20 protein-coding genes and 2 pseudogenes are annotated in these 23,499 nt (G+C 48.8%); 4 read left to right on the top strand and 18 right to left on the bottom strand.

Going from position 1 to position 23,499, the window contains the following annotated elements; all coding sequences use genetic code 11:
* Window positions 1-18 precede the first annotated feature (18 nt).
* Window positions 19-546: a cupin domain-containing protein gene (locus JCM10914_RS04130; protein WP_052019615.1), complete on the top strand. Its 528-nt coding sequence runs from the start codon at window positions 19-21 to the stop codon at window positions 544-546.
* Between the two features lie 46 nt (window positions 547-592).
* Here the strand turns inward: JCM10914_RS04130 and JCM10914_RS04125 are convergent, their stop codons facing one another.
* Entirely contained in the window at window positions 593-985 is a 393-nt protein-coding gene (locus JCM10914_RS04125) for a DivIVA domain-containing protein (protein ID WP_023957754.1), read from the bottom strand.
* A 232-nt stretch (window positions 986-1,217) separates the two neighbouring features.
* Between JCM10914_RS04125 and JCM10914_RS04120 the strand changes: the two genes are divergently transcribed.
* On the top strand, window positions 1,218-1,781 hold the full coding sequence (locus JCM10914_RS04120) for a TraR/DksA C4-type zinc finger protein (protein WP_023957753.1): 564 nt from the start codon (window positions 1,218-1,220) through the stop codon (window positions 1,779-1,781).
* A gap of 73 nt (window positions 1,782-1,854) precedes the next feature.
* Here JCM10914_RS04120 and JCM10914_RS04115 read toward each other — a convergent pair whose 3' ends face one another.
* From JCM10914_RS04115 to hrpB, 7 genes and pseudogenes are all read right to left on the bottom strand, one after another.
* Window positions 1,855-2,421, bottom strand: coding sequence for a helix-turn-helix domain-containing protein (locus tag JCM10914_RS04115; RefSeq protein WP_023957752.1), 567 nt, complete (start codon window positions 2,419-2,421; stop codon window positions 1,855-1,857).
* Window positions 2,422-2,503: 82 nt separating this feature from the next.
* Window positions 2,504-3,697 carry an MFS transporter gene (locus tag JCM10914_RS04110; RefSeq protein ID WP_231638513.1) on the bottom strand — a complete coding sequence of 398 codons (1,194 nt, stop codon included), beginning with the start codon at window positions 3,695-3,697 and terminating at the stop codon, window positions 2,504-2,506.
* A 273-nt stretch (window positions 3,698-3,970) separates the two neighbouring features.
* A complete protein-coding gene (locus JCM10914_RS04105) occupies window positions 3,971-4,978 on the bottom strand; it encodes a Gfo/Idh/MocA family protein (protein ID WP_023957749.1) in 1,008 nt (335 codons plus the stop codon).
* Window positions 4,979-5,008: 30 nt separating this feature from the next.
* Window positions 5,009-5,383 carry a helix-turn-helix transcriptional regulator gene (locus JCM10914_RS04100; protein ID WP_023957747.1) on the bottom strand — a complete coding sequence of 125 codons (375 nt, stop codon included), beginning with the start codon at window positions 5,381-5,383 and terminating at the stop codon, window positions 5,009-5,011.
* A 420-nt stretch (window positions 5,384-5,803) separates the two neighbouring features.
* On the bottom strand, window positions 5,804-6,889 hold the full coding sequence (locus JCM10914_RS04095) for an acyltransferase (RefSeq protein ID WP_023957745.1): 1,086 nt from the start codon (window positions 6,887-6,889) through the stop codon (window positions 5,804-5,806).
* 137 nt (window positions 6,890-7,026) lie between these two features.
* On the bottom strand, window positions 7,027-7,584 hold the full coding sequence (locus JCM10914_RS04090; protein ID WP_023957743.1) for a general stress protein: 558 nt from the start codon (window positions 7,582-7,584) through the stop codon (window positions 7,027-7,029).
* A gap of 86 nt (window positions 7,585-7,670) precedes the next feature.
* A pseudogene (gene hrpB, locus JCM10914_RS04085) lies at window positions 7,671-10,192 on the bottom strand (ATP-dependent helicase HrpB).
* A gap of 172 nt (window positions 10,193-10,364) precedes the next feature.
* Here hrpB and gluQRS point away from each other — a divergent pair.
* The gene (gene gluQRS, locus JCM10914_RS04080; protein ID WP_023957737.1) at window positions 10,365-11,357 is read left to right on the top strand and encodes a tRNA glutamyl-Q(34) synthetase GluQRS; all 993 of its coding nucleotides are present in this window, start codon (window positions 10,365-10,367) and stop codon (window positions 11,355-11,357) included.
* A gap of 130 nt (window positions 11,358-11,487) precedes the next feature.
* Here gluQRS and JCM10914_RS04075 read toward each other — a convergent pair whose 3' ends face one another.
* The 9 genes and pseudogenes from JCM10914_RS04075 to JCM10914_RS04035 form a co-directional block, all read right to left on the bottom strand.
* A complete protein-coding gene (locus tag JCM10914_RS04075; protein ID WP_023957735.1) occupies window positions 11,488-12,285 on the bottom strand; it encodes an SDR family NAD(P)-dependent oxidoreductase in 798 nt (265 codons plus the stop codon).
* 113 nt (window positions 12,286-12,398) lie between these two features.
* A complete protein-coding gene (locus tag JCM10914_RS04070; protein WP_023957733.1) occupies window positions 12,399-13,241 on the bottom strand; it encodes a hypothetical protein in 843 nt (280 codons plus the stop codon).
* A gap of 6 nt (window positions 13,242-13,247) precedes the next feature.
* The gene (locus JCM10914_RS04065; RefSeq protein WP_023957731.1) at window positions 13,248-14,000 is read right to left on the bottom strand and encodes a vWA domain-containing protein; all 753 of its coding nucleotides are present in this window, start codon (window positions 13,998-14,000) and stop codon (window positions 13,248-13,250) included.
* Between the two features lie 37 nt (window positions 14,001-14,037).
* Window positions 14,038-16,160 (bottom strand): annotated as a pseudogene (locus JCM10914_RS04060) (hypothetical protein).
* Between the two features lie 153 nt (window positions 16,161-16,313).
* On the bottom strand, window positions 16,314-16,589 hold the full coding sequence (locus tag JCM10914_RS04055; protein WP_023957725.1) for a WXG100 family type VII secretion target: 276 nt from the start codon (window positions 16,587-16,589) through the stop codon (window positions 16,314-16,316).
* Between the two features lie 159 nt (window positions 16,590-16,748).
* A complete protein-coding gene (locus tag JCM10914_RS04050) occupies window positions 16,749-17,255 on the bottom strand; it encodes a WXG100 family type VII secretion target (protein WP_023957723.1) in 507 nt (168 codons plus the stop codon).
* A gap of 27 nt (window positions 17,256-17,282) precedes the next feature.
* The gene (locus JCM10914_RS04045) at window positions 17,283-18,089 is read right to left on the bottom strand and encodes a hypothetical protein (RefSeq protein ID WP_023957721.1); all 807 of its coding nucleotides are present in this window, start codon (window positions 18,087-18,089) and stop codon (window positions 17,283-17,285) included.
* Window positions 18,090-18,105: 16 nt separating this feature from the next.
* Window positions 18,106-22,083 (bottom strand): type VII secretion protein EssC, encoded by a 3,978-nt coding sequence (gene essC / locus JCM10914_RS04040; protein ID WP_023957719.1) that lies wholly within the window; start codon window positions 22,081-22,083, stop codon window positions 18,106-18,108.
* Between the two features lie 76 nt (window positions 22,084-22,159).
* Complete coding sequence (locus JCM10914_RS04035; RefSeq protein WP_036716969.1) at window positions 22,160-22,471, bottom strand: hypothetical protein; 312 nt, start codon at window positions 22,469-22,471, stop codon at window positions 22,160-22,162.
* 375 nt (window positions 22,472-22,846) lie between these two features.
* Between JCM10914_RS04035 and JCM10914_RS04030 the strand changes: the two genes are divergently transcribed.
* Window positions 22,847-23,086 carry a hypothetical protein gene (locus tag JCM10914_RS04030; protein WP_023957715.1) on the top strand — a complete coding sequence of 80 codons (240 nt, stop codon included), beginning with the start codon at window positions 22,847-22,849 and terminating at the stop codon, window positions 23,084-23,086.
* Window positions 23,087-23,135: 49 nt separating this feature from the next.
* Here the strand turns inward: JCM10914_RS04030 and JCM10914_RS29180 are convergent, their stop codons facing one another.
* Window positions 23,136-23,276: a hypothetical protein gene (locus JCM10914_RS29180; protein ID WP_162834829.1), complete on the bottom strand. Its 141-nt coding sequence runs from the start codon at window positions 23,274-23,276 to the stop codon at window positions 23,136-23,138.
* Window positions 23,277-23,499 lie beyond the last annotated feature (223 nt).

Here is a 23,499-nt window from a genome sequence, read left to right as displayed (position 1 = left end):
CATCACGGATATGTTAAATTGAACAGACATGTATACGATCCACGTCGTCAGGCTTCCAGCATTTCGGGAAAAGGTCGCGCCCAAATCTCCTTTGTTGAGCTGCCTATGATGAAGGATATGTTTCTTTCCGAACTTCACCTTAAGATAGGTGAAGGGCTGGATCCACATTACCATCCGGAAGCAGATGAACTATGTTATATCATCCGTGGAGAGATTCATGTTCGGATGGTGAATCCAGGTCAACAGGCGCAGAATCAGACCTACCGAGTGACTGCCGGGCAGATCGTTCATACTCCCGCAGGATGGTACCACTGGTTAACCTCCTTCGCATCGGACAGCATCCTCCTTATGATGCATAACCGAAGTAACCCGTTTCAATGTGATGCCGCATCTGTATGGTCTGAGTTGACCTGCGATGCTTCGAACCATGCCCATCCCATGGTCAAAGACAGACTACAAGCCGTCCAGTCGAGGAGCCCAACAGTACCTGCTGCTCCTACGCTGTTTATACCAAAACGAAGCAACAAAACCACAAATCACTCCTGACGGTGATTGTGGTTTTGTTGTCTGTTTATGTAATGATTCCAATTACTTAATCAATGAAATACTTCTGCTCCGGCCGTATCTGCTTCTTCAGCAGCTTCAAATTCACCTCTAGCTTGGCAACCGTCTCTTCCAAGGCTGCCTGGTCAAGCTCAGGGTGGGCCGGATCAGCTTCCGGTTCGGCCTTAACACCTGCCTTCAAATTACGAATGATAATCTGCTGTTCCTGCCATTTATCCATCAGATCTGAAATGGTCGCGTAGAAGCGTTCGTAATCTTGAATTACGTTATCCAGGTAAGCGTCGACCTCCTCAGGGTCATAACCCTTCAAACGCTTAGTAGAAAACGTCTTCTCATGGACAGATAAAGCGTCCAGTTGAATGCCGAGTTGACGAAATAGCTTTTTCTGTTTATCCAGTCGACGTTTCATGTGTTCATCCATATGATTTTACCTCCAAAATATGGGTACAGCCCGAAATAAAGCCCTTCTCTCTATTCTTGTTTATATCATACCCGACACGGTGAATAAAACACTTAGGGGCTTTTTTTGGAGAATGTTCCAAAAACCTAGCCGCCGCGTTGCCATTATTGATATGATTTCGTTCGAGAAGTTTCGGGTATTGTTTTATTATGACTTAATGACAACATCAAGTAACTGAGAGGAGTGCGAAACAATGACTACCATCACAAATCAACAATTGAAGTCTCTAAGACAACGATTACTTGAAGATAAAGATCAATTGAAATCGCAATTGGCCTCCCAAGAAGAAGACCACCAATCAAACTCGCTTCGGGATTCCACAGGAGAATTAAGTGCCGCCGATAACCACCCTGGCGACGTTGGTACCGAAGTGTTCGAACGCGGACGCGATCTTGCCCTTCAGGACAAGCTTCAGCAGGAACTCGACGAGACAGTGGAAGCCCTGAAGCGGATCGATCAGGGGGATTATGGTACATGTGCCCAATGCGGCAAAGATATCCCTTATGAACGTCTAGATGCTCTTCCCTCCACTGCTTACTGCATAGAGCATACCCCAAGGCGCGATCTGTCCGAAGACAGACCTGTAGAAGAAGATGTGATGACCCCTCCGCCTGCTGGAGTCGGCCGTAACAGGCAGCGCAGTAGCGGTAGATTCGATGATGCTGGGGCTTGGGACGCCGTGTCTGAATATGGGACTTCCACTTCTCCCGGTATGAAGGCTGAGCCTGAGCAAGACGACTATAAGAAAAATATATGAAGCGCGCAACTACACAATACAGAGCTGGTACCGACAACGTGGGCACCAGCTCTGTTTCTGTCTTTACAGATGATTATAAGTTCTCATCATAATGGCGAACATTGGTAGCAAAGAATTCATATTTGTGACAATCTTCATTCTCCCGCATCTTCTTATAAGGTTTCAGCAGCTCATCGACTTTCTTGTATAGATCGTTAGCTTCATCATCTGTCATAAACAGGGATGTTGTGGTTAGCATCGATTCCGTCTTATGTTGAAGACTCATCTGCTTGAAGAAGAAATCCCGATTCTGATCAAAGAGCTCAGCCAATAGCTTGTGCGTCTCTGACCGCATCAATTCCTTCACGATAGGTTCGGACTCATTCTTCTCGTGATTAATCTTAATACTGCCGGCGAAGGGCTCGTAATATTTGGCGATGATACCGTTAATCTCCTTCGTCGATACCATCTTAACGAGGCCGATTCGCTCCAGTTTCTTCATATGATAATGGACTTTGGCGGGTACATCCCCAATCTTATCGGCAACTTCCTTGACCGTTGCTGCTCTGCCCATCCTGCCCAGAACATTCAATATCTTCAATCGATATGGATCAGAATAGATCTTAACTTCTTCCAATGTAGTCAATTCCTTCGTTTCCACACCGGACACCTCGGTTTCACATTAAATTTATTACTTATACCATTATAGCGGAGGATCGTAAAATTACAAAAAAGACAAGAGCTTAGATCGCCCGGAAACTCGCTTTTCGGATCAAGAAGAACACGGGCAGCACCATGATGACACCCATAATCATAAACAGGACCGGAGGCGACTGGTGTTCGGCAACAATACCTGTAAGCAATCCACCTACCGGAATGGCCGCCGTACAGAGCACGGTCATTAGAGCACCGATTCTGCCGAGCATGTGTTTGGGAGTTACCTCCATAAGATAAGTTGAGATGGGAGCGTTCAATACCGATACAGCGAATCCGACGATGAACATTGAGGCAGCGGCGACTTCCACCCGAAATGCCGGAAGTTGTCCCGGGATACCGAGTGCAAAATAGCCTAGCGCTAGCAGGACGGAACCCGACATAATCAACGTGCTTTTCCTGAATCTCTTCCCGTGACGGCCGATCCATAAACCGCTGCTAATCATGCCTATCAACAAGGCTGTACCGAGAATACTCATCCCACCTGGTCCCGCTCCCAGCGTCTCTCGTACGTAAACCGGCTGCAGCACGTTAAGCGGTGCCAAGCAAAAGTTATTGATCATGGCCAAAACGGTGGTGATCATAAGGAGCGAATGGGTCTTCACAAAAGCCAGCGCTTCTTTGATATCAGCAAGAACGCTTGGCTTTATGGCCGTTTCTGTATTAGAAGCCTCTGCGATTACCTCCAAATCCCTTTCCCCTGCCTCCGGGTTTGGCATGAATGACACGATCAAGGCACCTATCATAAAGATGGCGGCATCAATCAGAATCGTGCCGGCAATGCCGATTACAGCGATCAACGCCCCAGCAAGCGACAAGCCGATTAGTTCGGCGCTGCGGTTAATGGAAGTTGAGAAGGAATTTCCCATAAGCAGCTTATCTTTTGGCAATAATCGCGGAACGACGGACATCTCAGCAGGACGGGAGAAGCATTCCAGCGTTGAATTTATGAATGTAACAAGAAACAGATGCCACACTTCGAGCATACCTAATCCGTATAGAATAGCCGTTATCGTTACCATGGAGCCGCGACCGAGATAAGTAAGCGCAAGGACCAACTTTTTCGACCAACGATCTACGAAGGTACCTGTAATCAAGCTAAAGAGCAATCCCGGCAAAAAGTTAAAGGCGAATATCGTTCCCATCAATAGTTCGGAACCAGTCAACATATAAACCATCCAACTGTAGGCGATTGAATCAATAGAATCTCCCAAACGAGTCATGCTTGCGCGGACAAATAAATCATGTACGGCCGAATTTTCATCAATTGCCCAAATCCTTGTTTCTCTGCAACCGCTGTACTTTGCATACTCATTCTCCTCATCCAACTAAGATACCATCGATAAACTTTGCATAACGATAAATTATTTAGTGTCGTTAAAATAATTTTAACGTTAATTTTATTTTAACGATGCGAGAGGAAAATGCAATAGTCAAAATAAAAAAAATCGCCAATTGGCGATTTAATATGATTGTTCTTATCATTAGCGCTTATATCAAGTGCTTATAACGATTCTCGACGATGATCGTGCCGCACGAAGCGTGGCCTCAATCGCCCGTATGTTCGCGATTGCATCCTCCGGTCCATAAGGGAGAGCAGCCCCGTCCATGACAGCCGCGGCCAGCGCATCCGCTTGCAGCGCAAAATGATTGTAGATTCCCACCTTCTCTTCTCTTGAGCCCTTGGCGGTATGGATAAAGATCTGCGCCATATCCTCCATTCGCTCCCAGCCAAACGCAGACGGCAGCTCGATTCGGCCATCGGTGCCGGCGATTTCTAAGGAGCACTTCGCATATGTCCACATCCCGCATTCGAATGTAAGCCCAAGACCGCCTCCGAATTCCATCATCCCGTGAACCATCATATCCACGCCATCATGCTCTTCGGAGAAGAATCCGTGTGCCGTCACTGCGACCGGTTCCTGCTTAAAGAGCATACGAGCCGCCGATATGGGATAACAACCCACATCGTAAATCGAGCCGCCCCCCATATCCTTGTTATATCTCACATTGTGCTGATCCTGAGCATTATTGAACGTGAAGGAGCCATGAATCCCGCGCAGCTCGCCGATTTCCCCGCTCTCGATAATCTCCTGGACGCGGGCATGCTTCGGATGATAGCGGTACATGAACGCTTCGACGAATAATACACCGTTAGCTGCCACTGCATCTATCATCTCTTGTACATCTTCCTCTGTCAGGGAAGCCGGCTTCTCACACAATATATGCTTACCGGCTTGTGCCGCCTTGATGCTCCAATCCTTATGAAGATGATTCGGGAGCGGAATGTACACAGCATCGATCTGCGGATCTTGCAACAGTTCTTCATAAGAACCATAGTATTTATCAATATGATAGCGTTCAGCCAATTCCTGTGCCTTATTCATATCTCGGCTGGCGACAGCCTCTACTTGACAACGTTCAGACTTCAAGATGCCGGGTATCATGGCGTTTCTAGCGATCTTGGCGGTACTCATAATCCCAAAGCGAAGTTTGCTGCTCAATATGTCCTTCCTCCTCTGGCATTCGCCATGTCATCCCTTGGCTGCTCCGTAGTTATCTTGAACCGCCTTGTGTAGAATGCCTAAACAGCGGTCCAGGTCTGTCTTCACTTGCTTTTTATACAATTTGGCTTTCTCGGCACCATCGTTCGTAAAATGATACAGCACAATCTCCTGGAAATCGACCCGCGGATCATTGCCCTTTAACTGTTTCGTACGATATAGAATCCCCTCTTGCACCAGTTCATGCAATGCACGATAGATCTCGCTTTGCGGGGGTGAATAACCGTGACTCTTGAAGTCCTGTCTTAACTCCTCCAGCATCTGATACCCGTAGCCACGCTGCTGTTCCACCATTGTGATGAGATATACTTTGATAAAAGCACGCTGCGCGATCATAAACGCCATTCAAAACACCTCCCCTTAATTACGTGCTGCCCGGACGCTGACCGACTTAACCATGATCACGGATCGGACAGGTTGGTATACCGATTATAAACCATAGATTCCCAGTGTGCACAATAAGGGGTAATGTCCTTTTTTAACCTGATCTAACAAGATTGAATCGTGTAGAGTAACATGTTTCACTAAAAGGAACTAGGTACAGAAATTGTATTTTCTATTGTGAATTTTTCATATAATGAAATTATATAAAAAAGACCACCCATGAAGGTGATCTTTCGTTTAATTTTTGAGCACAAGATATGCAAATAAATCACATTTTTAGGTTATTATGTTTATTAGTGCCAATTGAATGCTTCAATTCTCGCCTCTTTGTCCGTTTGCTTCGGATTCCAACGATCCATTTGCCGAACGGCAGCATGGATATTAATCTTGTACCGCATAAGCGGCGATCACACTAATCAGCCAAGATGCGACGATTCGAATAAGAGGATGCGCAGCAGTCAACCAAGCCTCATCCACAACATAACTGAAACGCAGCGTAAGAAGATGCATCAAATAGGCACCATAGGAATACAGACCAATGGAACTTAGCACCGCTTTGGTTCTTGCTCCTGCTTTACGGCATATCCAGACTGCCATATCATACATTGCCAGTATAGAACTGATGAGGAACAACGCCATGCCTGGCTGGAGCAAGTTAAGCGAATAGAACGTAATGCCCTCTCCCGACTTGGACTGAATCTCTTGAATGACCTCGACTAACCTCCAAATGAAGAGCACGGCAAAAGTTCCCCAGATCAACAGTCTTGCTTTGTGCAATCCATTTTTCCATTCCCGATGATATAATCCAGCAGCTGCCCCCAGCACGAAGTAAAAATAATAGTAGAGCGCATTCCGGTCTGCATACGTGGTCAGCAGGTCACTAATCACGGGAAGGGTTAGAGGCATATGTTCCATCCAGCGGCTGATGTCATGAATCAAGCCGGTAAGAACGACATAGAGCGCACCTGCAGCGACTACGGCAAACCATTGTGTTCGCGTGCTCCATTTGTTCCTAACCGCCAATATAACCGAACGAAACAGCGGATAGAGCAAATAGAACTGAAACAACATGATGATGTACCAAAAATGAGAGCTTGCTTTCCCTGTGATCAGTACTTGCCCTAATTGATACCAGTCTCCCCACATAAACGGATGAAAACCACGGTTGATCAGGATCGTAATGAACGTCCAGATCGCGAACGGAACATAAATATCTCCAAAGCGCTTTTTGATGAATTTTGAATATTGAAAACCGTCGTGATCGTTGTAGAATAGCACCAATCCCGTTAAGAAAATGAATACCGGAACGGCGAATTTGGTCAGCATCAGCACGACAGCCATCCAGATACCGTCTCCGCTCGTCATGCCAGGTTCAACGGAATAATGCGCAACGGAATGTTGCAGTACGACAGCCAAAAAGGCGAGGCCTCGCAGTTGCTCGACCTCAAGTATTCTTTCTCTGGACACGAAGCTCCCTCCTCTGTGCCAGTTATCGAGCTATGTATCATTGTAACTTAGAACCATCAAGAGAATGTAAGCCAATTTTGTGCAACAAAAAAAGGCCGACTCCTGGCCTCGCTGACCAAGAGTCAAGCCCATTTCGATCACAGCAGATACGTACCGCGCGGCTGCGCCCGGTCCTCTTCCGTAGCCTCAACTTCCGCCGAATCTCGCCGGTCTACATTGCTCAGCTCATAGTCGCGGAAAATATCATAAATGCCTGTGTTCTCCTGATCGGCGTCCACGAGTACGAGTATTCGTCCTTGTTCAACATAGGACTCATACGTCTTGGCTTCGTCTTCCGGAATGCCAAGCCCGATGAAACCGCCGACCAAGCCACCTGCACCCGCTCCAACGGCAGCGCCTGTCAATGTGGCTGCAATCGGACCCGCCGCCAGGATCGGACCGATACCTGGAATGGCCAAGGCTCCAAGACCTGCCAACAGGCCGGCTGTACCTCCCAGGATGCCACCGGTTGCCGCACCTGCCGCAACGCCTTCAGGGGCCATCGTCCCGGTCTGTTCAGCAAGCTTCTCCGCTTCTTGCTGATCCTTCGCGATGATGGATATCGAATCGTTCGGTATGCCGTGCCGCTGTAGCTGTTCTATCGCTTCTGCTGCTTCATGTTCGGTTCGAAACACGCCAACAAGCTTCTTCTCCATGATGAGTCCTCCTCAAGAGTACGTAATGACGTTCTTGTTCTAACCTTACCCCACGGAGAGAAAATTAAACGTTAGCGGATCATGATTCATGTCTTGGGTCGAGTCCGACGGGTGGCTTCCGCTTCCAATGGCTGATCCGGCCAGTAATGCTTCGGATACCTACCTTTCAGGTCTTTCTTCACGTCAAAGTACCCATTCCTCCAGAAACTGGATAAGTCCGAGGTCACTTGCACAGGACGCTGAGCCGGCGACAACAGATGCATGGTCAACGGTACCTTCCCGCTGCCTATTCGCGGGGTTTCCAGCATCCCGAATACCTCTTGCAGACGAACCGCCAGATAAGGCTGCTCCGGGTTCTCGTAATGGACGGGAATACGGGAACCGCTCGGCACGACGATATGTGTCGGCGCATCCTGATCAAGTCGTTGGCGTTGGTCCCAGCTCAGCATATGCTCAAGTAATTGGCCCGGGGCCAGCCGATTGAGGGCTTGCCGACTGGATACGCCATCCAGATAGGGCAAAAGCCATGTATCGGCTTGTTCCAGCAAGGATTCCTCCGATACGTTCGGCCAATCTCCACTGGAATCGTGCAGGAACATGAATGCAAGCCGCGCTCGCAATTGATCCGCCGATTTTGACCAATTGAGTAGTCCTAGCCCCTCTTGTCTAATTCCATCCAGTACAGCTTCTGCAACCTGTTCTTTTGCAGGGGCGGGTTCATTCTGCTCGTTAATGACGATCCCCCCAGCAGTTGCCTTCGCTTAGCGCGAACCCTCCCAGCTTCGCGATCCCATGACACGTCACTGACCAGCGTAATATCATGTTTAAAATGCCGCTGTATCCAGGCCAACTCCAGTTCCGCCGCCAATTGAATCGTACTGTCTGCTCCGGTATCCTCGACGTTTGCGATCACCATATACGCAGCCCGGCTTAAGGTTTGCGGAACCGGTAGCTTCGCTCCCCTCCCGCTCCTCATGATAAAGCTGCCGTCACCCCGGTTCTTGGCTATTCGGTCCGGATATGCGAAAGACAATAGCCCCCCGATATCGGTGTATGGGTGTTCAGCTTCCAGCACATGTTCCTGGTCAGGGAGCCCTAACTGCCTCTGCATCTTCTTGGTTTCTTGCAGCAAACTTGTAAGGTTCGATTCCAATCCAGAATCAAACTCTGCAGACTTTCCTTGCCGTTCGTAGGTGCACAACATGTCTAATCGTGAACGCAAATCCTGATCTCGCCAATGGGATGGACCACGCAGAATATCCCGTCCCTGAAGCAATGCGGCAATTCTTGTCGCGATGCTCCCTTGATTCATCTTCTGAGCCAGCAGCAGCATATGCGCGAGCCTTGGATGCATGCCGAGCGCTGCCATCTGACGTCCATGCGGAGTGATATGCAGCTTCTCATCAAGCGCCTGTAATTGAGTCAGTAGTTCTTGCCCCTGCCTAAATGCATAATCCGGAGGTGCATCAAGCCAGCTTAGCTGATTCGGATCACCAACCCCCCAGGCGGCCAATTCCAGCGCCAAGGAAGTTAAATCGGATTCCATGATTTCCGGAATATTGCGGCTGAGCAAATGTCCATGTTCTTCTTCACTCCACATCCGATAACACACGCCGGCGGTTACACGCCCAGCCCGGCCTCTTCTTTGATCCGCTGACGCTTTTGACACCCTTCTCGTCACGAGCTGCGGAAGACCTGACTTGGGCGAATATATTTCAGTACGTGAATAGCCCGCATCGATGACAGTCGTGATGCCCCGAATCGTGATACTGCTCTCGGCGATGCTGGTGGAGAGCACGATTTTACGGCGTCCCGAAGCATCTGGTCCGATCGCCAGATCTTGCTGCTGCGCAGGAAGAGCACTGTACAGCTCACGGATCATCATATTTGAATCTAGACCTGCCCGCAGCAGTTCTTGAGCCGTTCGCCTGATCTCTCGAGCACCCGGCAAAAACACCAGCAAGTCCCCTTCTTGCTCTGAAAGGGCGCGCTGAATAACCCGGGAGGTGCGCTTAGGTAGTTCTTCTACTCCATTGGTAGGTACGTAGATCGTCGAGACCGGGTACGTTCGGCCTTCGCTTACAATAACAGGCACTCCGCCTAGTAACTCAGCGATGGGCTCGGCTTCAAGCGTAGCCGACATAATGAGCAGCCTTAAATCTTCTCGCAATGCAGCTTGGGCCTCCAGCGCGAATGCCAGTCCTGTATCCGCATGCAGACTGCGCTCGTGATATTCATCGAATATAATCAACCCTACGCCATGCAATTCAGGATCATGCTGCAGCATGCGGGTCAGCACACCTTCGGTGACAACTTCGATCCGCGTCCTTGCGCCGACCCTGCTCTCCATTCGAACACGGTAACCGACGCATTCGCCTACATGTTCACCGAGTGACGCAGCCATATAAGTCGCAGCGGATCGAGCTGCAAGCTTCCTTGGCTCCAGCATAATAATCTTCTGTCCTGAGAGCCACGGTTCTTCTAATAATGCCAGCGGGACCGTTGTGGTCTTGCCTGCACCCGGCTCGGCAATCAGAACAGCAGCGCTTCTTTCAGATAAAGCATCCTTCAATTGCGGAAGGACTTGATACACCGGAAGATGAGTCATCACATTCTCTCCATAATCTATCGATTGTTACATACAGTTCTTTAATTATAATGGACCGCCTTATTACGTCAAGCGAGCCTTGAGCCGATGGGCCTACTGGCAAACGCCATGCTTCATAAGCTACAATTAAGGTAACTTATACTTATGAACGTATAGTCGGAAGGTGAAAGAGATGCCGCAGCACAACCCCATTCGCGGACGCTTTGCCCCAACTCCATCAGGTAAGATGCATATCGGCAATGCGATGACCGCTTTACTCGGATGGCTGCAAATAAGAAGCGAGCAAGGTGAATTTATTCTTCGAATCGAAGATATTGATCAGCAGCGTTCACGGCCGGAGCTTGCTCAAGGAATCGTGCATGACCTGAAATGGCTCGGTCTTGACTGGGATGAAGGACCTGATCGCGGCGGTCCACATTCCCCTTACAATCAAGCTGAGCGACATGCGCTATATAAGGAGGCACTGAGCAAGCTTAATGCTGCCGATCTACTGTATCCTTGCTATTGCAGCCGTGCAGATATAACAGCAGCGGCCAGCGCCCCCCACGGCATCGCTTCAGAAGGAAGACGCTACCCCGGGACCTGCCGTTATCTTGCACAGGCTGAGATCAAACACAGAGAACGCATAAAGAAACCCTCGTTACGCTTCAAAGTGCCCGATGAAACCATCACCTTTACGGATGGAATTGCCGGCGAGCAATCCCATCGTCCAGCGGAGGGCGGGGACTTTGTCGTTCGACGCGCTGATGGAATTATATCTTATCAGCTCGCCGTCGTTGTAGACGATGCTCTGATGGGCATTACGCACGTGCTGCGCGGCATGGATCTCCTGGACTCGACACCGCGTCAGCTGCTACTCTATCAAGCGCTTGGTTACCACCCGCCACAGTTCGTTCATACTCCGCTTATAGCTGATGCTGAAGGTAAGAGACTGGCTAAGCGCTCACGGGGTCTTAGCCTCTCCTTCCTGCGCGGGCAAGGTATCATACCTGAGCGAATTGTAGGATGGATCGCCTGGGCGGCTGGGCTGATCGACCGGCCGGAGCTGGTAACACCGAGCGATTTGGTGCCGCACTATCACATCGCATCGATTCCCCGGACGGTGATTCGACTAACTGAAGAAGCTCGGCAATTATTGCTTGAGCCAGATAACAACCCGCTTTGAACGCAGTGGCGCCAGTCCTCCGCTAATGGGAAAGACTGGCGCCACTGCATTATTTATTTGATTCGGAAGTGACCCTGTTCTGGGGCTTGTACGCACTGCATGAATGCACTGCTGCTATCCAGGACGATGCTTAGAGCAAGGATTCTGCCCCATCGATAAAGATTTGTGCACCCGTAATATGTTTGGACTGATCCGAAGCGAGGAAGGCAACCAATTCCGCTACCTCTTCCGGTTGGCCGGGCCCATCAGACAACGGCTGGCTCCCTTCCGGATACTCAACCGGAATCACGATATCTTCCAGGTCCTCTTGCTTCTTCGTGCTCTGATCGATATTGGTCGATATCGCGCCGGGACATATGACATTGACCCGAATCTTGAATTGTGCCAACTCCAGGGCGGCCATCTTGGCAAACGCCACCTGGCCCGCTTTTGTTGTGCTGTATGCACTCATTCCGAAGTTCGAGAAGGTACGCGTTCCATTCACCGAACTCGTGATAATAATGCTGCCTGCCCCTCTTTTTTTCAAATGCGGCAGCGCATATTTTACCGTTAGGAACGTACCATTCAGGTTGACATTCAACGTCTTATTCCAATCCTCCAGCTTCATCTCTTCAATCGGCGCAAGCACACCGTTGATACCTGCGTTTGCGAACACGATATCAATCCCGCCGAAGATTTCGACCGTTTCAAGGACTGCCTTCTCCACCCGGTCAGCATCGCTTGTATCCACGTCGAACGCTCTGGCAGCTCCATTGCGCAACTGGTTGATTTCACGTTCAGCCTGCTGCGTTCTTTCGTCTAACAGATCGAACAAAGCGACATTCGCGCCTTCCTTGGCAAGCTGTATCGCCGTAGCTTTACCAATGCCCGAACCAGCTCCTGTCACGATAGCTGTTCTTCCTTGAAAACGTCCAATACCTTCATTCATAACAAAACACGCTCCTTCATAGGGTATCCGTAATCCTTTATCTGTCACAAGATTACCCAAAAGAGCGTGTTTTATAATCATTTACTTTAGAATTAATGCTTTTGCTCATGATGTTACCACATAATCTCGAGAAAGGATGCGTCATCCTCCAATCCCCCGGTATGCTGTGCATTGAGCAGCAACTGCACTTGCTCATCTGGTATCGGTTCCTTCACCGGGTCCAGATCAATCAGACCGTCGCTGTATACCTGCAAACGATATCCGTCGTCAGCTTCAAGACTGCCCTGATATACATGGGGCTTGCCGCCTATCGGTCCTCTTCGGGATGACCAGCGCTCTGCTGTGCGAAATCCGTCACCGAAGACAGAGGTTAACTCTTGCTGCTGATGCCATAAGCGCACCCTGGAATCACCCTGCCAAGCTAACCAGATCTGACCCTTTCGGTGCGTCCGCGAAGGCAAAATAATACGTCCGCATATGTACATAGCCTCGCTACCCAGTCGCTGCTTCTCCTCCAACACCTCACGCAGCAGCTTCGGCGTTGCAGAGTCCAGCGTTAGTTCCGACAATTCACGGTTCGTCGTAAGCGTCAGATTTTGCAACTTGCGCTCCAGCGAAACCGATGTCAGATCCTGACGGGTATCAAGCCATTTCATCAACCCCTGCCCCAGCATTCGGGAAGCTATATCCCCCCGGTAGCTGAGACCTACTCCGTCACATAGTACAAAATGACATATGTCCTCATCCATTGAGAAGGCGACATAATCCTGTCCCTTCTCAGATAATCTCACGGATTCTGCTGCTCTGCCATATGCGTATCGGCAGGTAAAGGCATCGGAGATCGTCATAACCGGTTCATCCGCTGTCTGTTTGCTCTCATAATAATAGGCGCTTGCCTCTGACTTCGATTTACGCAGGCTCCGAGCAACGATACGACTAGGGCATTCTCGCTTCATCGCGGGTTACCTCACCGGTGTGGCGGCCGACATTTGGAATCCGATCGACACCAGCTCCGAGCACGTGCCAGGAAGCATCATCAACGCCCCTGGACCTAGCTGATAATCAGCCTCCACCAGCATCTCGCGATAGCTGTCAGGCAGCACGGAAGACATCGCTCTCAGCTTGCGCGCATGTTCATCCACGAGTGGGGTTTCAGCCATGATTCCTTTCCAGCGCCTCGGCTCCGTAATCGGCTGATCCATCAGATGGTCGGAAATAAAGATATTCTCGACGAGCACGCTGCCATCGGGCACGCTCATGCTCATAATACGGCGGGCAATCGGAGCAGGGTCTTCACCGGTGGATACCCCATCGGTCATATGGCATACGAGCGGAGCAGGACAATCCTGCATATTCGGGAGCTCCGATTGCAGAATTTTCTCGGCTTGGAGGAATGCTTTTGCTGAATCGGAGAACCTTTTCGGCGTCAAGTCTGGCAGTGACCCGATCGCGGCAATCTCGTCGATCGGCTTGATGCCATTTAACAGATCATACACGTCATCGCTATATGCAAGAATCGCAATCCGGTACCTTGGTGTCAAGCGGTTGCCCTTGGTGGATCGGAATACCATTTGCCGAATAGCCAATGACAAAGCTTCATAAACCACATCAATCCGTCTGCGGTTCTCCATCAGCATGTTCATGGATGCAGAAATATCGATTAAATATATAATGAGCGCAGGCGTGCGCTGCGAAGCTTGAATGGTATAGTTCATCGTGACAATCGTTCACCCCTTGGTCATCTCAAATTCTCTACAGCTTTGGTATCCAGTGGCTGTCGTCATTTAGGAAAGCATTAAGATTATTGCGACGACTGCTCATCTTCCCAACCGTTTTATAATAAGCGGTGTCCTTGTTATATACATCCATAAACTCGCGGGCAAAATTCTTGGCACGCGGCTTGTTCCCGGCAACCTGGGCATTATATGCCTTGTTATACAGCGCGACAAGCTCGATCACATTCTCTGAGCGCTGCTTCTGAAGCTGTTGTGCTTGAGCTGCTTTAGCTGCTTGAGCAGCCTGCTGGGCAGCCTTTGCTTGTGCTTGTTGGCGCTTAGCCTCAGCGTCAGCAGCGACTTTGGCTGCAGCCTCCGCCTCGGCAGCTTTTTTCTTCTGCTCTGCTTGCTGGGCCAGGTATGCTTCATACTTCGCTTGGTTATCGTATTTTGCTTGCAATTCCTGCCGCTGCTTCTTCTCTTCGACGGATGCCAAATACGCCTCGTACTTGGCTTGTCGATCATACTTCTCCTGCAATGCTGCACGCTCTTTTTCTTTCTGTGCGATGGCTTCCTGTTCAGCCGCCTCGTCCTTTAGCCTCTGTTCTTCAGCCAGCTTCGCGGCTTCTGCCTGTTTAGCTGCTGCTTCTTCCTCCTGCAATTGTCGGGCTTTCTCCTCCTCTTGCAAACGCAGTGCAGCCTCAGCCTCTTGCTCGGCGAGCAGTTGTGCTTCCAATTGCCTACTCTCCGTCTTGTCCGCCAGAATTTGATTAACGGTCACGACGGAACCTGCCAAGATCACGATTGCGGCTGCCCCTGCAATCATAAATTTACGAGATTGCAGGATGGCCCTGAACCCTTTGTTCGTAGTATCTTCAGCCGGTTCCAACTGTGCTTTAAGTCCTTGAATGGCAGCAGCAAGCTCCACTTCGAGCGGACTATCCTTCTTGACGAAATGATAGGCAGACTTAAATATCTCTAATGCCCCGGACAAATTACCCGCTTGCTCCAAATCCCGCGCTTGATGAAACAGCCTCTCAACGACGTGATCATTCACAGCTCTGGTCCCAGGCTCGATCCCGAGCGACGCCATGATTTCGGCAGGAATTTCCTTCACTTCCTCTGTACCTTCATCCTGCTTAACTGCTGGTTCTTCTGTATCGGATGCAGCCGATGCCTCCACCGACGATGGTTCTACTACTTGCGAATCAACAGCAGCGACTTCTTCTTCGGACAATGCGGATATGGCAATCAGCCACTCCCCAAAAGTCGGGCAACTGCTCAGATCCTGACTATCCCATGCTCGGCTGAATAGTTCGGAGATCCCGTTACCCCATCGCTGTCCCAGCGATTTCTTCAGTAAGAAATAACGCTCACAAGGGGTTTGCATCTCGTGCTGGTCAAAATAGCTTTCTCCCCAGGCCCGATTGACAATGGCAGGGTCGCACCAGCCGAGCATCTCCCCCATGATAATCGCTCCGGCAAAACGGTCTGCGTAGGCACTCCATAGTCCGCTGTGCACGGTTCGATGCGCCGCATAGCCGGGGGACCCAGCGAGCAGGACGTCTGGCCTATCCATCTTCGGGCTATACATCTGTTCCACATCGACCAGTTCAACTGCAGCAGAACCTTCTGGCAGCTTCACTTCCGAAAAAAACGGAAGCATGACGTTAGGCGCAGATAAGTCGCAGTGAGCCAATCCGCGCTGCTCCATGCTCGAACCGATCGCCGCCAAAGCCTTGGCCAGCATCAAGCTTTCAGATCGCGCCAAATTCCGCTGATCGCTTACGACATCAAACCATGTATTCCCATGGATCCATGGCATCATGACCGCATACAGCAAATCCGGATATTTCGCAATCAAATCTCCGTTTCTTTCGGGAGTGAGCACCTCACGGCTGCTGACTCGCAATCCCGGCATTTCTCGATAATTGCCCAAATGCTCGGATTGATAGACCATGGCGGGTATTCTAAATTTCGGAAAAAATACTTTCAGTGCCTTGGCTTCGTAAACTTCGCCTCGGACTGGTATAAGCTGGTATACGATTCCCTGCCTTCCTGCTTGGCATATGCTACACCCGGAGCTGCGGGATGCTGGCCTACGGTATAAGCTCTTCCATTGACCATTATCTCATCGCCCGGATTTGGCTGAAACGTCATAAACATCACCTCTCTTGAACTCCTTCACCGGTGTAAATCACTGGTGTTACATGGCATTCTCACCTAAGATTGCAAGAAAACCGGGTTATCAGAACACCCGGTTTTTTCTTTATGAAACATATGAAAAAAAAGTCCTCAGCCGCCAGTTTCGTCTTAACGAGATTCGTCCGCCATCCGGAACTTTTGCGCGATGGCTTTCAACTCATTACTGATGCTGTCGAGTGTTTGAACAAAAGAATTCATCAAACGGCTGGCTTCCTGGAACTCTTGGAAAAAGCGCTGTTTGGTCATACCGTCCCATTGACCTTCCATTCCGTTAACGGATTGAGTCAGGCTATTTACGATCTGTTGACTCTGATCCCCACTTTGCTTGAATTGATTCGCTACTTGTTCTACTTGTTCTGGTGTAATTAAAATGCGTCCTGCCATGTATGAAACCTCCTTGAAATTCAATTACTGGTGACACCTGACATCTTAGCCTAAGACCTTTAGATTATCAAAATGTCCTCAGACCTAATTTCCAGTTACCCTATATGACCCAATTTGAAACATTTGCCAACCCATATTATCCCAATGAAGCGAAACTCATCAATTCGCAATACCCAAGTTTGACGGATCTGTAAAGGTCCAGCTTTGGCCAGCCAAAGCCGCTTGTTTAGCCGAGTTTCCATTATCGCCACTCGACATGCCGACAGCTGCAGCAACAGAGCTCGGGTTCGATATCACATTGATGGTGTTTCCATATTCGGGCAGAATACGTCCATCCATTCCAGATGCATTAAACAACGTTGCCGGAGAAACGGTACTATGGATGACATGGTCCAGAATCGAATGGTATTGATGGTCCGTTTCTTGGAATTGATCCGCTTTACGTTGGAGCTGCTTGCCCATTTGCCCTAGAAGAACACCCAGATGTTCTCCCAGGCTTTGAGCGGAGTGCCACTCATCAACAACCGCCGCCTTGAGAGAAGTCTCCCAGACGAGTGAATTCATTGCGTGGCTCAGCGTTCTTGTGATCGCCAAATATTCATCGCCACTGTGCAGCAGCTGACGGCTTAACGTCCGGAGAGATTCCGGCTCGACAGAAATACGCATGGTTCCTCACCTTTCATACAGGCTCTATTACTGTTTTAACCACGTAAGAATCATATGACGAAACTGTTCTTTGGTTGCTGGCGCCGCCGTTAACCAATCCTGGTCTCCCTCCAGGCTCATACGGAGCAGCCAATTCATGGACTCGTTCACGATAAATGCTGCATTTTGACTTTCCCAACTGATTCCGTTCCATATAGACAGTTGGAGTTCCCCCGACGATACTCTGTTCTTCAAACATTTCGCAAGTGCGATCGATCCTTCCGCATCATCTGTAAGCCGCGCAAGTCGATCGCTGATGTCAGCGCTCTTGTAATCCGTAGCTGACGTATAGATATCCCCGAATTCCTTGCGACTAAGCAGTAACGCAGGGATATCTCCCCAATTCTGTTCACTTAAAGCCAGATCCCCCACGATTGAATCACATGTTTGTTCAATCGTTCCTAATTCACTTAACATATAGCACCGATGATCATCTTCACTCTTGCACACTTGTATAACACGTTCGTCAGTCACGTGTAAATATCCTTCAAACGAAGATTCTTCATTCTCATATTTCAACCAACACGCACGTTCTGCAAGCCCGGCAATTGCAACCCGAGAGAAGACTTCTGGCGGAATTGACAATTCCCCGCCTTCCTCTTGGATTAAGTATTGCTTACCCAGAAGCGATTGTTTGGCATTCTCCCATTCAACTGCGATATCCTCGGTCAAAAATCCGATGAAAGGATCTTCCACACCCAGCAATCGGTCTGATCCGATAATCCCAGCCAGGAAAAAGAATTCCTTGTCATTGAGTGTTATCGTCTCTTGTTTGGAAGCATGAATCGTCAACATTATGAGCCACCTCCCCTCAAACTACAACATGCCATCGGTCACGAATTTCTGCGACCCATTTTTGTGCGTTCCACTCGTTGTCGAACGGAACTGCGCCTTTTACTCTGGAAAACTTGCGTTTCATATAGTACCCTTGACCCGGCGGGAGCGATTTTAGTCCTCCGGAACTATTCGTTGACTCGGAGAATGGAATTCGGAAGAACGATAAATCATTAGAATCTAAAGTCCCGAACAGAAATCCATTCTGCAAAGCTTTGATGTCCGTAAACCAGTCAACGCCATACGTCGGGAAATCGGCTGGAATGCCCGCAATGACGACATGCACTCTCCGATCTCTGCCCAACCTCACGATGGCTGACAACTGATCCTTGAGGGTAAAATCGGATATCTGCTTACTCAGCACGTCAGCATCATCGATCATGAACAAGATAGCCGGATCATCGCCATCCTTCGACCTCGTCTGAACACGCTCATAGAGGCTCGAAACGATAGAGGCCAATTCTTCCTCATTCTCGGCGTGACCACGAACGTGCGGAATAGCGCTCAGCAGGCTTAAGCCATTGCTTCCGTAACGGGTATCCACCGTGTATATCTCCAATTGCTCTGGCGAAGTATGATAAGTAAGCGAGAGCAGCCAGCTAAGCATGAACGATGTCTTGCCCCCCTCCATCGGACTGGCCACAATAAAATGCGGCCCATCCTGCAGATTAATCGTGAATGGAGCGAGATCATCGGTAACGACGCCCACCGGCACGCGATAGATTGAACTTGTCGTTTCACCGCCCGAATAAGACTTGAGCAGCGGATACAGTGCAATCTGCTCCGGCAACGATTCAATTGCGGGCGCTGCTTCTCCTTGCCAGCCCTCTTGGAGCAAGCGGATCATTTCGCGCAGGGCCGAGGATCGATCCCCCTCATCCGATCCCGAAGCCGGAAGTGCCGTCTGGAACTCGAGTGGCGGAACCTGACCTTTAACAAGTCCCCTGCCAGGCGGAAGCTGGCTTGGGGCCCTTGATGGCCGCCCGACTGCATAGTAATAATCGGCCGGATCCGCCAACTCAAACGTAACAGCCTGTGAGATGTTACTCCGAACTTTCTCGAACATATCCGAAATCCGATTTGCAGTAATGATGAATGTAAGCCCTAGGCTGCCACCTTCTCGCAGCAAGTATTCGAGCATCTCGTTCTCATCCGGATAGGAATTTCTGAAATTCAGGTATCCATCGATGACAACCACCAATTGCGGTATCGGATCGGTATTAAACCGGCGATAGGAGGCAACGGTCTTCACACCTGCCTCTGCGATCATCTCCTTGCGCAAAGACGTCGTTTTCGCCAGAAAACGGAATAAGCGTTTGACACGGTCTTCTTCTTCTATCGTCATAACTCCACCGATATTTGGTAGTCCTGTAAAATCTCGCATCATTCGTCCCATATCCATAATATATCCCTGCCATTGGTCCGGGGTATACTGTCTTGCCAGCGACATTAGCATACTCTGGACGAACGTCGTCTTGCCTAGTCCAGGCATACCATATACCGCCCAATGTCCCTGCTCGAGATTAAGAACTAGCGGTTTCTGACATTGATTAGGGAGATCATCCACCATGCCCACATAGGACAGAAGGCCGGATTTCTCCAATACGTCCGAGCTTCTCTGTTCAATTACGGACAATACATCATCCAGATCCAAACTCTCTGGTAGCGGTGGCAACCACGGTCCAGGCAAACGCTCGATTCCTTGATTGGAAGCAGACTTGGCTAGATGATCAATAAATACTTGAAGCTGTTTAGGTAATTCCCGATTCGATCCGGATGCCGGTTCGGTCGTGAGCATGGGCATTGACTTGCCATTAATTCGAACTTCTTGAATAATGACGGTTCCCTGTGCATCCTTCTCTTCTACATAAGGTGCACCACTCCAAGCGAACTGCATTTCTTCGAACACTTCATCGCTACCGACTTGAAAATAACCACGGCCTGGCTTGTTAATCCAGGCAGCGTTCGGAATTTTCAGCATGTCCCGACTATCTCCCTCGCTTTGTACTCGCAGACATATTCGGAAGCGAGAATTGCTCCAAATCTTATCATCGACTACACCAGCTGGTTTCTGGGTGGCAAGAATAAGATGCACCCCGAGCGTACGACCGATGGCCGCAATGCTGATCAGTTCATCCATAAATTCTGGCTGATCTTTCTTGAGCTGCGCAAATTCGTCAATGATGATGACCAGATGCGGCAGCGGCTCACCGTGACGATTCCGTAGCAGCTTGTAATATTCGTCGATATGCTGCAAATTGCCGGCATCATTCAATATTTTTTGTCTGCGAACAAGCTCTGCCTTAAGAGATACTTTCGCTCTCTCAATCAGATTGCTGTCGAGATTCGTAATGGTGCCGACAACATGCGGCAAATCAATAAAGGTGTTGGACATGCCGCCCCCCTTGTAATCGATCAGCATGAAAGCCAGATCATGAGGGTGGAATTCCGCCGCCAATGAGGCAACAATCGATTGGATTACTTCACTTTTGCCAGATCCGGTCGTGCCGGCGATGAGTCCGTGTGGTCCATGACCTTGACGTTCTATTTTATCATGCAAATTCAATTTAATCCGCTTGCCCCCAGCTCTAACCCCCATTGGTACTGGCAGCGAATCCGGGAACCGGTTACTCATCCATCGGTTATGTACGTCCAGTTCCTGTATGTGCTGGAAGTCCATCATCTCGAATAGTGTCAGCACGCTTGGAATGTCCGAGGCCGAAGATCTCTTCAACCGAATCGGTGCCATATAACGGGAAAGCCCATCCATATGCTCCCTGCTGATATGATGAGATTGAAAAGATTGCCTTGAAACCGTGCCGTCTTGCTTCTTCATTGTATATCCTGCCTGATTACCATCCACTTCAAAGATGAGCTGACAATGCATAGGCAGACTCTCTTTGCGGTCGGACAAGATGATCGTTACCACATCAATCGCTTCAGCATCTTCCATTAATAATGGAAGCAGTGGCTCCTCCTCGATTAAATGGGTCTCCGAAAGAATGACGATATATGCAGGAATGTTGATCGATTTCTTGCCGTGCTCAGACCGATTGCTCTTTCGTCGGTATAACTGGGTGAACAGCTCATCAGCAAGCTGGTGTGCGCTACTTCTGCGCTCGGCCAAATAACGGCTGTCACGCTCATCGTCCCACGTATGGGGCAGCCAGCGCAGCCATTGCCAATCCGTAGATTCCTTCTCCTCGTAGAAAGCCGCAATCTTCACCTCGTCCGGGGAATGGCGCACAGCAGCTTGTGCTACCATAACCCGAAGCATATTCAGCACTTGTTCACGTCCGCCCACAACACCGATAATCTTGGATTCGAATAACGGGAGAGCGATAGACGCATTCTCCACCGTCTGGAATTCGGAAGTCAGCGCTTCGGCCGATTCAATTAGCGGATCTTTATCGTAACCGTCAGGACGCGGCGGCTTCAGTTGAACATGAAAAGGTATCTGACCTTTGCCCACACATAGCTCCAGAAAGTCTGAGTCTTCCGGGGAACGTTCCCACAGACGGCTGCTCCGATTCTTGACCACTTGATAGCAAGCTTCGGGATCACCATGGATATCAAACATCGTATGAACTTGATCCTCTTGCCTTACCTTCATCTCCTCACGGAGTAAGTCGAGCTGTGCACGATAGTTCTGATTTCGTTCTGCCAGCTTCTTCTGATAGACCTTCTTATTGCTTAAGTACATAAAGAACGGCAGAGTAAATGATGTAATCATCATAAAAATAGACAACATCATGTAATTCGGGCCTGCCATCCTACCGCTCATATTCATATAAACATAAAAACCGATGATCGCTGCCGTCATAATAATCGGAATAATGATGGAGACCATGGAGAACGACGGCTTAGCCGGTTCTGAAGGGGGTCTGAATATCTCCAATTCCTCGTTGGATAATGCTGGTTTAATTCGCGGCGAACGTTGATACAACACGTTCATAGTCTCTTCCTCCTAATCCGAAGCATCTCATGAAGCTCATTGTTTCAATTCAAATCAATGGGATACTTACCCAAATCTATCCTTCTTGAAACAACGATCTTCTGCCAAAGACAGGCGCCTCTTCATCTGTTGTGGAGAACGCCCGCTGCAAGCGGATGTAAGAGCCTTCACGTAGTCCGGCCTCTACCAGGCTGGTGTGACCGTTTACCGTAAACCACATGCCTTCCGGAAATCTAGCTTCTAGTATATATTGAATCTCTTTGCCAGCGGGTTCTTGAAACAAACGTAGTCCCAGCAGATCAATTAACTGCACATGCGTGCATCCATCGGGTACATCAATGTCAAACCAGTCCTCGTCGTTCCGCCCGCTGATCACGGTGAGTATCATGCGGTTTACCTACCTTCCATTGTAATGCGATATTCATTATATTATATATTTCCACAGACCAAGGCTAAAAACCTATATCAAACGGCGTATAAAATAGTTACATTATTGTAATAATATCATTGAGGCTGTCATTCTGTCAATTTGTGTCATATTACCTAACTCCTATTTATTGAAAGATATTGCTAGTTCTATGGAACCATTTATATATTATCTATAGGCTGTAATACGTTTTTTGCAGCCATAAGAAGGCACGTTCACAGAAATGTCACTCTCTCAAAAATGATTCTGATTAATTGTTTGAATTTAAGGTTATTTTAAGATTGGTTAATTATAATGCAATTATCATGAAATAACTTTTCGTGAGGTGATAGGATAATGAAAACATTAATTATGTTCCAGAATAAGCCGGTGCCTGTCTATTTTACAACAGATAGCAAGCAACCAGTACAGAAAGTGCTCAAGCTACTGACCAGCGCGCTAGAGCATAAAATTGCTTACGGTAAAAATGCGCTGCAAAAATGCCTCAACTCCCTGATCAGCATTGAGATCGAAGGATCCGAGGCAATTCTTCACAGCAAAAGTGAAAACGACTCTCTTGCGCTATCCCTCTTCTAAATAAAGAGGGGTAGCCCTTTTTTTGTTTATTTATTCCTACTCTCTACCACTATAACTCATACAGACGACGCTCTTGCTCAATCTGTGCACGCTCAATGCGAATCAAAAATAACTTCAGTAAATTTCTACGCGTCGTTCTCTCCTCGCAATTGTTCAACTTCGTTAGAATAAACCGGTCGATATTGGACATCTTCGCTCATCCCTCCACTCGAATTGGAAAAACGATCCTAATGTTCAGTTAACTTCTATATAACCGTGGCCTCTCTTCTTCAAACGAATTTGCCAATCTCATACAAATGTTCTTATGATTCGACCTCTTTCCCCTTTGATAGGCTTTAATAGGCGTATTAAGTATTTTATATTCAGTATCTTGCATTAATCAGTACCGGATGTTATCTTAAATATGGTTCACT

Source organism: Paenibacillus sp. JCM 10914, assembly GCF_001315105.1.
Lineage (GTDB): Bacteria > Bacillota > Bacilli > Paenibacillales > Paenibacillaceae > Paenibacillus_AQ.
The sequence above is the reverse complement of the archived record's forward strand: the minus strand, read 5'-3'. Positions and strand labels throughout refer to the sequence as shown.

Excerpts from the sequence above, each read along its gene's own strand:
- JCM10914_RS04050 (WP_023957723.1), bottom strand. The coding sequence starts at position 17,255 with ATGCGTATTTCTGTCGAGCCGGAATCTCTCCGGACGTTAAGCCGTCAG.
- JCM10914_RS04100 (WP_023957747.1), bottom strand. The coding sequence starts at position 5,383 with ATGGCGTTTATGATCGCGCAGCGTGCTTTTATCAAAGTATATCTCATC.
- gluQRS (WP_023957737.1), top strand. The coding sequence starts at position 10,365 with ATGCCGCAGCACAACCCCATTCGCGGACGCTTTGCCCCAACTCCATCA.
- JCM10914_RS04120 (WP_023957753.1), top strand. The coding sequence starts at position 1,218 with ATGACTACCATCACAAATCAACAATTGAAGTCTCTAAGACAACGATTA.
- JCM10914_RS04125 (WP_023957754.1), bottom strand. The coding sequence starts at position 985 with ATGGATGAACACATGAAACGTCGACTGGATAAACAGAAAAAGCTATTT.
- essC (WP_023957719.1), bottom strand. The coding sequence starts at position 22,083 with ATGAACGTGTTGTATCAACGTTCGCCGCGAATTAAACCAGCATTATCC.
- JCM10914_RS04070 (WP_023957733.1), bottom strand. The coding sequence starts at position 13,241 with ATGAAGCGAGAATGCCCTAGTCGTATCGTTGCTCGGAGCCTGCGTAAA.
- JCM10914_RS04090 (WP_023957743.1), bottom strand. The coding sequence starts at position 7,584 with ATGGAGAAGAAGCTTGTTGGCGTGTTTCGAACCGAACATGAAGCAGCA.
- JCM10914_RS04075 (WP_023957735.1), bottom strand. The coding sequence starts at position 12,285 with ATGAATGAAGGTATTGGACGTTTTCAAGGAAGAACAGCTATCGTGACA.
- JCM10914_RS29180 (WP_162834829.1), bottom strand. The coding sequence starts at position 23,276 with ATGTCCAATATCGACCGGTTTATTCTAACGAAGTTGAACAATTGCGAG.
- JCM10914_RS04065 (WP_023957731.1), bottom strand. The coding sequence starts at position 14,000 with ATGAACTATACCATTCAAGCTTCGCAGCGCACGCCTGCGCTCATTATA.
- JCM10914_RS04110 (WP_231638513.1), bottom strand. The coding sequence starts at position 3,697 with ATGACTCGTTTGGGAGATTCTATTGATTCAATCGCCTACAGTTGGATG.
- JCM10914_RS04045 (WP_023957721.1), bottom strand. The coding sequence starts at position 18,089 with ATGTTGACGATTCATGCTTCCAAACAAGAGACGATAACACTCAATGAC.
- JCM10914_RS04030 (WP_023957715.1), top strand. The coding sequence starts at position 22,847 with ATGAAAACATTAATTATGTTCCAGAATAAGCCGGTGCCTGTCTATTTT.
- JCM10914_RS04055 (WP_023957725.1), bottom strand. The coding sequence starts at position 16,589 with ATGGCAGGACGCATTTTAATTACACCAGAACAAGTAGAACAAGTAGCG.
- JCM10914_RS04035 (WP_036716969.1), bottom strand. The coding sequence starts at position 22,471 with ATGATACTCACCGTGATCAGCGGGCGGAACGACGAGGACTGGTTTGAC.